The sequence below is a fragment of the Streptomyces sp. NPDC007205 genome, from assembly GCF_040634095.1.
In the GTDB taxonomy this organism is placed as follows: Bacteria; Actinomycetota; Actinomycetes; order Streptomycetales; family Streptomycetaceae; genus Streptomyces.
On sequence record NZ_JBEYEW010000029.1, the window covers coordinates 49,605 to 60,641 of the forward strand.

An 11,037-nucleotide genomic window follows, 5' to 3' on the forward strand; every position below is an offset into this window, starting at 1 on the left:
AGAGGGGACGACGTGCTGGAGGTGCGCGCGAATGCTGAGTGAACGCAGGCTTCAGGTACTGCGCGCCATCGTCCAGGACTACGTCGGCACCGAGGAGCCGGTCGGGTCGAAGGCCCTGACCGAGCGGCACAACCTGGGGGTCTCCCCGGCGACCGTCCGCAACGACATGGCGGCCCTGGAGGACGAGGGGTTCATCGCGCAGCCGCACACCAGCGCGGGGCGCATCCCCACCGACAAGGGCTACCGGCTGTTCGTGGACAAGCTGGCGGGCGTCAAGCCCATGACCGCGCCGGAGCGGCGGGCCATCCAGAACTTCCTGGAGGGCGCCGTCGACCTCGACGACGTCGTGGCGCGGACCGTGCGGCTGCTCGCGCAGCTGACACGGCAGGTCGCCGTCGTGCAGTATCCGTCCCTGACCCGGTCCACCGTCCGGCACGTGGAGCTGCTCTCGCTCGCTCCCGCGCGCGTGATGCTCGTGCTGATCACGGACACCGGCCGGGTCGAGCAGCGGATGGTCGACTGCCCGGCGCCCTTCGGCGAGAGCTCGCTCGCCGACCTGCGCGCGCGGCTGAACAGCCGGGTCGCGGGCCGCCGGTTCGCGGACGTGCCGCGGCTGGTCGAGGACCTGCCGGAGGCCTTCGAGGCCGAGGACCGCGGTACGGTCTCGACGGTGCTCTCCACTCTCCTGGAGACACTCGTCGAGGAGAACGAGGAGCGGTTGATGATCGGCGGCACCGCCAATCTCACCCGCTTCGGGCATGACTTTCCCCTCACGATCCGGCCCGTCCTGGAGGCCCTGGAGGAGCAGGTCGTGCTCCTCAAGCTCCTCGGCGAGGCGAAGGATCCGGGCGTGACCGTGCGTATCGGGCACGAGAACGCCCACGAGGGACTCAACTCCACCTCGGTGGTGTCGGTGGGCTACGGTTCGGGCGGCGAGGCGGTTGCCAAGCTCGGCGTGGTCGGACCGACCCGCATGGACTACCCGGGAACGATGGGAGCGGTACGCGCAGTGGCACGGTACGTCGGACAGATCCTGGCGGAGTCGTAAGTGGCCACGGACTACTACGCCGTTCTCGGCGTGCGCCGCGACGCGTCGCAGGATGAGATCAAGAAGGCGTTCCGCCGGCTCGCGCGCGAGCTGCACCCGGACGTCAACCCGGATCCGAAGACCCAGGAGCGGTTCAAGGAGATCAACGCCGCTTACGAGGTGCTGTCGGACCCGCAGAAGAAGCAGGTCTACGACCTCGGCGGCGACCCGCTCTCGCAGTCCGGCGGTGCCGGTGCGGGCGGCTTCGGGGCCGGTGGCTTCGGCAACTTCTCCGACATCATGGACGCGTTCTTCGGTACGGCGTCGCAGCGCGGGCCGCGCTCGCGCACCCGGCGCGGCCAGGACGCGATGATCCGCATCGAGATCGAGCTGGACGAGGCGGCCTTCGGGACCACCAAGGACATCCAGGTCGACACGGCGATCGTCTGCAACACCTGCAACGGCGAGGGCGCGGCGCCCGGTACGACCGCCCAGACGTGTGACATGTGCCGTGGCCGCGGCGAGGTCTCGCAGGTCACCCGGTCCTTCCTGGGCCAGGTCATGACGTCGCGTCCCTGCCCGCAGTGCCAGGGTTTCGGCACCGTGGTCCCGACCCCGTGCCCGGAGTGCGCCGGCGACGGCCGGGTCCGCTCCCGCCGCACGCTCACCGTCAAGATCCCGGCCGGTGTCGACAACGGCACGCGGATCCAGCTCGCCGGTGAGGGCGAGGTCGGGCCGGGCGGCGGTCCCGCCGGTGACCTCTACGTCGAGATCCACGAGCTGCCGCACCCGATGTTCCAGCGGCGCGGTGACGACCTGCACTGCACGGTGACGATCCCGATGACGGCGGCGGCGCTCGGCACCAAGGTGCCGCTGGAGACCCTGGACGGCATGGAGGAGGTCGACATCCGGCCCGGCACCCAGTCCGGCCAGTCGATTCCGCTGCACAACCGGGGCGTCACGCATCTGCGCGGCGGCGGCCGGGGTGACCTGATCGTGCACGTCGAGGTGCAGACCCCGACCAAGCTGGACCCCGAGCAGGAGCGGCTGCTGCGCGAGCTGGCCAAGCTGCGCGGCGAGGAACGCCCGCAGGGGCAGTTCCAGCCGGGTCAGCAGGGACTGTTCAGCAGGCTGAAGGACGCGTTCAACGGGCGCTGAGACAGGGGGTACGGGGTGCTGCGGCACCCCGTATGCCGTTGTCCTATGCCATGAGAAGCCCCGATTCGGACTTGTTCGAAGGACGTGACAACATGCGGTCATGTCCTCCGCGCTGACCGATCTCTTCCCCCACCCGATCGTGCAGGCCCCCATGGCGGGCGGAGTCTCCGTCCCGCAGCTCGCCGCCGCCGTCTCCGAGGCCGGTGGCCTCGGGTTCCTCGCCGCCGGATACAAGACCGCCGACGGCATGTACCAGGAGATCAAGCAGCTGCGGGGGCTCACGAAGCGCCCCTTCGGCGTGAACGTGTTCATGCCGCAGCACGACGGCGCCGAGTCGGGCGCCATAGAGGTCTACGCCCACCAGCTGGCCGGCGAGGCCGCCTGGTACGAGACCGAGCTGGGCGACCCGGAAAGCGGCCGGGACGACGGCTACGACGCCAAGCTCGCCGTGCTCCTCGACAACCCGGTGCCCGTGGTCTCCTTCCACTTCGGTGTGCCGAGCCGGGAGGTGTTCGACAGGCTGCGCCGGGCCGGCACCGTCACCCTGGTCACCGCCACCACCGCCGAGGAGGCCCGCGCGGTGGAACAGGCCGGCGCGGACGCGGTGATCGCGCAGGGCGTGGAGGCCGGCGGTCACCAGGGAACCCACCGGGACCTCCCCGAGAACGACGGCTCCGGCATCGGGCTGCTCTCGCTGGTCGCGCAGATCCGGGAGGCCGTACGCATCCCGATCGTCGCCGCCGGCGGCATCATGCGCGGCGGTCAGATCGCCGCCGTCCTCGCGGCCGGCGCGAGCGCGGCCCAGCTGGGCACCGCCTTCCTCGCCACCCCCGAGTCCGGCGCCAACGCCCTGCACAAGCAGGCGCTGACCAATCCCCTGTACGCGCGCACCGACTTGACCCGCGCCTTCTCCGGCAGACCGGCCCGCGCACTGGTCAACCGGTTCCTGCGCGAGCACGGCCCGTACGCCCCCGCCGCCTACCCGGAGATCCACCACCTCACCGCGCCGTTGCGCAAGGCCGCCGCCAAGGCCGGGGACGCGCAGGGCATGGCGCTGTGGGCGGGCCAGGGCCACCGGATGGCCCGCGACCTGTCGGCCGGGCGGCTGGTGGAGGTGCTGGCCGAGGAACTCGACGCCGCTCGGACAGCGTTGTCGGCCAAGGGCGGCCCGCGATGACCGCGCCGGTGTTCGTCGTCGACTCGCTGGAAGGGGTGGGCCCCGGTTCGGTCGTCGACGTCACGGGTCCCGAGGGGCGGCACGCGGTCTCCGTACGGCGGTTGCAGCCCGGCGAGAACGTGGTGCTCACGGACGGCGAGGGCCGGGGCGCGGCCGGGGTCGTCGTCAGCGTGTCGGGCAAGGACCATCTGGTGGTCGAGCCGTTCGAGTTCCCGGTGGAGCCGGAGCCCAGCCCCCGGATCACCGTCGTCCAGGCGCTCCCGAAGGGCGACCGGGGCGAACTCGCTGTCGAGACCATGACGGAGACCGGCGTCGACGCGATCGTGCCCTGGCAGGCCGCCCGCTGCATCACCCAGTGGAAGGGCGAGAGGGGTCTGAAGGCGCTCGCCAAGTGGCGGGCCACCGCGCGCGAGGCCGGCAAGCAGTCCCGTCGGCTGCGCTTCCCCGAGGTCGCGGACGCGGCGAGCACCAAGCAGGTGGCCGCGCTTCTGGCCAGGGCCGACTTCGCCGCCGTGCTGCACTCCGACTTCGAGCACGTCAGCGAGCCGCTGGCCACCGCCCAACTCCCCGCCCAAGGCGAGATCGTGCTGGTCGTCGGCCCCGAAGGCGGTGTCGCGCGCGACGAGTTGGCGCTCTTCGAGGAGGCGGGTGCGAAGGCGTGCGTACTCGGTCCAACCGTATTGCGTACATCAACCGCCGGCACCGCCGCCGTGGCCCTGCTCCTGGGCCGCACCGGCCGCTGGTCCTGACACCGCCTGGGGACACTGTGGAACTCGCTCACGTACGGCTCCTGGTCACCGACTTCGCCGCCTGCTACCGCTTCTACGCCGATGTCCTCGGCCTCAACCCGCAGTCCGGGGCGACCGAGGGACCGTACGAGAAGTTCAGCCCGCACGCCGGCTCCGCGGGGATCGCGCTGCAGGACCGCTCGATGATGGCCGAGGTCCTCGGGGAGCTGGGCGAGACCGCCACCGGCCACCGCTCCCTGGTCGTCCTGCGCGTCGACGACCTGGACACCTACGTTGCGGAGATCACCGCCCGTGGTGCGGTTCTGCTGCACGGCCCGGCTCCCATGACCGACCGCATGCGCGTGGCCCACCTCAAGGACCCGGAGGGCAACCTCGTCGAACTCCAGGAGTGGCTGCTGCTGCGCGGCTAGGCCCTGTCGTCAAATTCCCGTCGTCCGCCCGTAAGGCGGGCCCGGCGGCGTCTGGTGCGTGCGATCGCAAGGCGCCGGAGCGCCCTCGTGGCGGAGCCACGTGGGCGGTTCGGCAACGCGGCTGGGGGTCCCCCCTCTGGGGGAGTGCGTGCCAGACGCCGCCGGGCAGGCGGGAATTTGACGACAGGGCCTAGGCGCTCCGTCGGGGGCGAGATGCGCTCCGAGCCCCGAACGGGTGAGTGGCCGTATGCGGTCTTCCCCGGTGTCCGGGCCGGTGGCAGTCTGCCCTGCATGGGGGTTTTGCGAGGGAATCGACGCGGGGTGCGGGTCGTGGCCGTGGCCGGGCTGGTCGTGGTGGCCGGTGGGGCCGTCGTGGCGTGTCAGCCCACTGATCTCAGTTCCGCCTCCGCCGCCTACACGACCGGCACCACCGCGACCGCCAGGCTCAAGCGGCAGCATGTCGACGTCAGTTGGCTCACCTGCACCGGCACCCACGGGAACGGCGGACGCGTGGCGGGGAAGACGCCCTCGCCGAGTGAGAGCACCGTCGTCTCCGTCGACTGCCGGGGCGCGACCAGGGACGGGCGGAAGATCACCGTCACGGGGAAGGTGACCAAGGCCGTCGACGGGGCGTGTGTGCGCGGCGATCTGACGGCCAAGGTCGGCGGCAGACAGGTGTTCCATGTCGATGGGCTCGGCGACTGCGACGCCACGCCGGGGCCGACGTACCGGCCGCCCACCTATCGGCCTGGCGGCGGTCGGCCGACCGTGACCGTCACCGTCACCCGGACCCTGTGGTGCAAGGGCGACCCCACCTGCTGGCCCGTGCAGGGCAAGTGACCGGAACCGCGAGCGGGGTACGCCGGTCACTGCGTACAGTGACGGGGTGACTCAGGGTGTTGCCTATCTCCGATTCCCCCACCTCCACGGCGACTTGGTGACCTTCGTCGCCGAGGACGACGTGTGGCTCGCGCCGCTCGACGGCGGCCGGGCCTGGCGGATCAGCGCCGACAACAGGCCGGTGACCACGCCCCGGATATCCCCCGACGGCCGGCACCTCGCCTGGACCTCCACCCGGGACGGCGCGCCCGAGGTACATGTCGCCCCCGTCGACGGCGGACCCGCCGACCGGCTGACGTACTGGGGCAACCGCCGTACCGAGGTCAGGGGTTGGACCGCCGACGGACGGGTGCTCGCGCTCGGCGCGCACGGCCGCCACAGCTTCCGGCACAGCTGGGCACACGCCGTCCCGCTGGACGGCGGACCCGCCGAGACCCTGCCGTACGGCCCGGTCGGCGATGTGGCCTCCGGTCCGGCCACCGTGCTGCTGTCCGCGCCGATGGGCCGCGAGGCCGCCCACTGGAAGCGCTACCGGGGCGGCACGGCGGGCAAGTTGTGGATCGACCGGCAGGGGAGCGGGGAGTTCGTCCGGCTTCATGAGGACCTCGACGGGAACATCGAGTGGCCGGTGTGGGCGGGGGACCGGATCGCCTTCCTCTGCGACCACGAGGGCACCGGCGCCCTGTACTCCTCCCTCGCCGACGGCTCCGACCTGCGCCGCCACACCCCCCTCGACGGTTTCTACGCCCGGCACGCGTCCGGTGACGGCAGCCGGGTCGTCTACGCCTCCGCCGGTGAACTGTGGCTCCTCGACGATCTGGAGGCCGCCGAGCCGCGCCGGCTGGACGTGCGCCTCGGCGGGCCCCGGATCGACCTGCGCCCCCGCCCGGTGAACGCCTCCCGCTGGTTCGGCGAGGCCTCCCCCGACCACACCGCGCGCGGCAGCGCCGTGTGCGTGCGCGGCGGGATCCACTGGGTCACCCACCGCTCCGGACCCGCCCGCGCCCTCGCCGCCACCCCCGGCGTCCGAGCCCGGATGCCGCGCGCCTTCCGCGCCGAGGGCGAGGAGTGGGTGGTGTGGGTGACGGACGCCGAGGGCGACGACGCCCTGGAGTTCGCCCCCGCGACCGGGACGGTGCCGGGCGCCCCGCCCCGCCGTCTCGCCGCCGGACAGCTCGGCCGGGTCCTGGAGCTGGCCATGGCCCCCGACGGCAGCCGGGCCGCCGTAGCCGCGCACGACGGGCGGCTGCTGCTCGTCGAGCGGGAGACCGGCGAGGTCCGCGAGGTCGACCGCAGCGACGACGGCGAGGTCTCCGGCCTCGCCTTCTCACCCGACTCCGCCTGGCTCGCCTGGGCCCACCCCGGGCCGCGCCCGCTTTCGCAACTGCGCATCGCCCACACCACCGACCTCTCGGTCACCGAGGCGACCCCGCTCCGTTTCCAGGACTACGCCCCGGCCTTCACCCTCGACGGCAAGCACCTCGCCTTCCTCTCCAACCGCGCCTTCGACCCGGTCTACGACGAGCACGTCTTCGACCTCGCCTTCGTGGTCGGCGCCCGCCCGCACCTGATCACCCTGGCCGCCACCACCCCCTCGCCCTTCGGCCCGCAACGCCACGGCCGCCCCTTCGAGACCCCCGACAAGGACGAGACCCCCGACAGCGAGGGCACTCCCGCCACCCGCATCGACCCCGAGGGCCTCGCCGACCGCATCGTCCCCTTCCCGGTGGAGGCCGGCCGGTACTCCACGCTCCGCGCCGCCAAGGACGGCGTGCTCTGGCTGCGCCACCCCGTGCAGGGCGTCCTCGGAGCCGCCCGCGCCCACCCCGAGGACCCCGACCCGCACACCGAGCTGGAGCGCTACGACGTCGCCCACCGCCGCCTGGAGCACCTGGCCTCCGACGCCGACCACTTCGAGGTCAGCGGCGACGGCAAACGCGTGCTGCTGTGGAGCGACGGCCGGCTCCGGGTCGTCCCCGGCGACCGCCGTACCGGCAGCGACGACGACGGCGACACCAGCGTCACCGTCGACCTCGCCCGGGTCCGGCAGACCCTCGACCCGGCCGCCGAGTGGCGGCAGATGTACGACGAGACCGGCCGCCTCATGCGCGACCACTTCTGGCGCCCCGACCTGGGCGGCGCCGACTGGACGGGCGTCCTCGACCGCTACCGCCCCCTCCTCGCCCGCCTCGCCACCCACAGTGACCTCGCCGACCTCCTCTGGGAGGTGCACGGCGAACTCGGCACCTCGCACGCCTACGTCATCCCCTCCGGCGGCCCCTCCGGCGGCCCCCGGCACGGTCTGCTCGGCGCCGACATCTCCCGCCACGCGGACGGCAGTTGGCGCATCGACCGGATCCTGCCCGCGGAGACCTCCGACCCGGACGCCCGCTCCCCGCTCGCCGCGCCCGGAGTCGCCGTCCGCCCCGGCGACGCGATCATCGCCGTCGCCGGCCACCCGGTCGACCCGGTGACGGGACCGGGGCCGTTGCTCGTCGGCACGGCGGGCCACCCGGTGGAACTGACCATCTCCCCGGCGGGCGGCGGCGAACCCCGCCACACCGTCGTCATCCCCGTCGCCGACGAGGAACCCCTGCGCTACCACGCCTGGGTGGCCGGCCGCCGCGCCCACGTCCACGCGGCCTCCGACGGCCGCCTCGGCTACCTCCACGTCCCCGACATGCAGGCCCCCGGCTGGGCCCAGATCCACCGCGACCTGCGCGTCGAAGTCGCCCGGGAGGGCCTGGTGGTCGATGTCCGCGAGAACCGCGGCGGCCACACCTCCCAGCTCGTCGTCGAGAAGCTGGCCCGCCGCATCATCGGCTGGGACCTCCCGCGCGGCATGCGCCCCACCAGCTACCCCCTCGACGCCCCGCGCGGCCCGGTCGTCGCCGTCGCCAACGAGTTCTCCGGCTCCGACGGCGACATCGTCAACGCGGCGATCAAGGCCCTCGGCATCGGCCCGGTCGTCGGCACCCGCACCTGGGGCGGCGTCATCGGCATCGACAGCCGCTACCGCCTGATCGACGGCACCCTGGTCACCCAGCCGAAGTACGCGATATGGCTGGAGGGGCTGGGCTGGGACGTCGAGAACCACGGGGTGGACCCGGACGTGGAGGTCGTACAGCGCCCACAGGACTGGGCATCCGGCACGGATGCGCAGCTGGACGAGGCGATCAGGCTCGCGCTGGAGGCACTGGAGGAGCGGCCCGCGAAAACCCCGCCGGGAATGCCCGCCTGATACGACTACGATGCACCGGTATCGATCACCAGCGTGAGGAGGCACACGCATGGCAGGCGAACCGCAGGACGACTGCCTGTTCTGCAAGATCGTCGCAGGGCAGATCCCAGCGACGATCGTCCGCGAGACCGAGACGACCGTGGCCTTCCGGGACATAAACCCCCAGGCCCCCACCCACATCCTGGTGATCCCCAAGGCCCACTACGAGAACGCTGCCGCCCTCGCCGGGGGCGCACCGCAACTCGCAGCGGACCTGCTCGCCGAAACCCAGGCCGTAGCGGACGAGGAGAAGCTCGACAGCTACCGCACCGTCTTCAACACGGGCAGCGGCGCCGGTCAGACCGTCTGGCACGCCCACGCGCACGTCCTGGGCGGCCGTGGCATGCAGTGGCCCCCCGGGTAAGTCACGGTGTCCGTACGTGAACTGGTGATCCTCGGCACCGCCAGCCAGGTCCCGACCCGGCACCGCAACCACAACGGCTACCTGCTGAGGTGGGACGGGCAGGGCATCCTGTTCGACCCCGGCGAGGGCACACAGCGGCAGATGCTGCGCGCCGGGGTCGCCGCCCACGACCTGAACCGGATCTGCGTCACCCACTTCCACGGCGACCACTCCCTCGGCCTCGCCGGCGTCATCCAGCGGATCAACCTCGACCAGGTGCCGCACGAGGTCACCGCGCACTATCCGCGCTCAGGGCAGCGTTTCTTCGACCGTCTGCGCTACGCGACGGCCTACCGGGAGACGGTCCGCCTCACCGAGGAACCGGTCGCCGCCGACGGCGTCCTCGCGGTGACCTCCTCGTACACACTGGAGGCCCGCAGACTGTCGCATCCGGTGGAGTCCTACGGCTACCGCCTGATCGAACCCGACGGCCGCCGCATGCTGCCCGACCGGCTCGCCGCGCACGGGATCAAGGGCCCGGACGTGGGGCGGCTGCAGCGCGAGGGCCGGCTCGGGGACGTGACGCTGGAGGACGTCAGCGAGGTGCGGGGCGGGCAGCGGTTCGCGTTCGTCATGGACACCCGGCTCTGCGACGGCGTCCACGTCCTCGCGGAGGGCTGCGACCTGCTCGTCATCGAGTCGACCTTCCTCGACGAGGACACCCCGCTCGCCGTGGAGCACGGCCACCTGACGGCGGGCCAGGCAGCGGCGGTCGCCCGGGACGCGGGCGTACGGCACCTCGTCCTCACCCACTTCAGCCAGCGCTACACCGAACCCGAGGAGTTCGAACGGCAGGCGCGGGCGGCCGGCTTCGAGGGGGAGCTGACCGTGGCGCACGATCTGCAGCGGGTACCGGTTCCGAAACGGCGATAAAACATCCGTACGATGCTTTGATGCCCCTCCCGAAAGCAGAACTGCACCTCCACATCGAAGGCACTCTGGAACCGGAGCTGGCGTTCGCGCTGGCCGCCCGCAACGGCGTCGAGCTGCCGTACGCCGACACGGACGCGCTCCGCAAGGCCTACCGGTTCGAGGACCTCCAGTCCTTCCTGAACCTGTACTACGAGCTGATGGCCGTCCTGCGCACCGAGCAGGACTTCGCCGACCTGGCGAACGCCTACCTGGCCCGCGCCGCCGCGCAGGGCGTGCGGCACGCGGAGATCTTCTTCGACCCGCAGGCCCATCTGGCCCGGGGCGTGTCCATGGGGACGGTCGTGGAGGGGCTGTGGCGGGCGCTCGGCAGCAGCGAGCAGAACCACGGCATCTCCACCAGGCTCATCCTCTGCTTCCTGCGGGACGAGTCCGCCGAGTCGGCGCTTCAGACCCTGCAGGCCGCCGGGCCGTACCTGGACCGGATCACCGGGGTCGGCCTGGACTCCGCCGAGGTCGGGCATCCGCCGGTGAAGTTCCGTGAGGTGTACGAGGCCGCCGCCGCACTCGGGCTGCGCCGCGTCGCGCACGCCGGTGAGGAGGGGCCGCCGGAGTACATCAGTGAGGCCCTGGACGTGCTCGGCGTGGAGCGCGTCGACCACGGGCTGCGCTGCATGGAGGACCCGGAGCTGGTCGAGCGGCTGGTGCGGGAGCGGATCCCGCTCACCCTGTGCCCGCTGTCCAACGTCCGCCTGCGGACCATCGACACCCTCGCCGGCCATCCCCTCCCCGCCATGCTCGACGCCGGCCTGCTGTGCACGGTCAACTCCGACGACCCGGCGTACTTCGGCGGATACGCGGGCGACAACTTCGCGGCCGTGCACCGCACCCTGGGCCTGTCCGGGGACCGGCTGCGCGAGCTGGCCCGCAACTCCTTCCTCGCCTCCTTCCTGGAGGACGACGAGGAGCGCCGGGCCCGTTACCTGGCCGAGGTGGAGGCGTACGAGTTCGGCGACACGGTGTCGTAGCCGCGCCGGGCGGGGCTGCCCTTGCCGGCCCTCGTCTCCCGTCCCGGGCTGCCATTGACGGTCTTCGTTCGCGTATCTAGCCTCTGTTCCTGTAC

The 11,037-nt window shown here is 72.3% G+C and carries 10 protein-coding genes; all 10 read left to right on the forward strand.

Annotated elements, in window-relative coordinates:
- The first annotated feature begins 31 nt into the window (after positions 1-31).
- The 10 genes from hrcA (at position 32) to ABZ624_RS32790 (ending at position 10,942) form a co-directional block, all read left to right on the forward strand.
- Positions 32-1,048, forward strand: coding sequence for a heat-inducible transcriptional repressor HrcA (gene hrcA, locus ABZ624_RS32745; protein WP_360097200.1), 1,017 nt, complete (start codon positions 32-34; stop codon positions 1,046-1,048).
- Entirely contained in the window at positions 1,049-2,185 is a 1,137-nt protein-coding gene (gene dnaJ / locus ABZ624_RS32750) for a molecular chaperone DnaJ (RefSeq protein WP_360097203.1), read from the forward strand.
- Positions 2,186-2,285: 100 nt separating this feature from the next.
- Positions 2,286-3,362, forward strand: a complete 1,077-nt coding sequence (locus ABZ624_RS32755; protein ID WP_360097206.1) for a nitronate monooxygenase — start codon at positions 2,286-2,288, stop codon at positions 3,360-3,362.
- A complete protein-coding gene (locus ABZ624_RS32760; RefSeq protein ID WP_360097208.1) occupies positions 3,359-4,111 on the forward strand; it encodes a 16S rRNA (uracil(1498)-N(3))-methyltransferase in 753 nt (250 codons plus the stop codon). Before ABZ624_RS32755 ends, ABZ624_RS32760 begins: the two co-directional genes overlap by 4 nt.
- Positions 4,112-4,128: 17 nt before the next feature.
- Positions 4,129-4,521 (forward strand): VOC family protein, encoded by a 393-nt coding sequence (locus ABZ624_RS32765; RefSeq protein ID WP_360097211.1) that lies wholly within the window; start codon positions 4,129-4,131, stop codon positions 4,519-4,521.
- Positions 4,522-4,812: 291 nt separating this feature from the next.
- Positions 4,813-5,361, forward strand: coding sequence for a hypothetical protein (locus ABZ624_RS32770; protein ID WP_360097214.1), 549 nt, complete (start codon positions 4,813-4,815; stop codon positions 5,359-5,361).
- Between the two features lie 94 nt (positions 5,362-5,455).
- A complete protein-coding gene (locus ABZ624_RS32775) occupies positions 5,456-8,602 on the forward strand; it encodes a PDZ domain-containing protein (RefSeq protein WP_360097320.1) in 3,147 nt (1,048 codons plus the stop codon).
- A 49-nt stretch (positions 8,603-8,651) separates the two neighbouring features.
- Positions 8,652-9,005: a histidine triad nucleotide-binding protein gene (locus tag ABZ624_RS32780; RefSeq protein WP_360097217.1), complete on the forward strand. Its 354-nt coding sequence runs from the start codon at positions 8,652-8,654 to the stop codon at positions 9,003-9,005.
- A gap of 6 nt (positions 9,006-9,011) precedes the next feature.
- Positions 9,012-9,917, forward strand: a complete 906-nt coding sequence (locus ABZ624_RS32785; RefSeq protein WP_360097220.1) for a ribonuclease Z — start codon at positions 9,012-9,014, stop codon at positions 9,915-9,917.
- Between the two features lie 20 nt (positions 9,918-9,937).
- Positions 9,938-10,942, forward strand: coding sequence for an adenosine deaminase (locus ABZ624_RS32790; protein WP_360097223.1), 1,005 nt, complete (start codon positions 9,938-9,940; stop codon positions 10,940-10,942).
- Positions 10,943-11,037 lie beyond the last annotated feature (95 nt).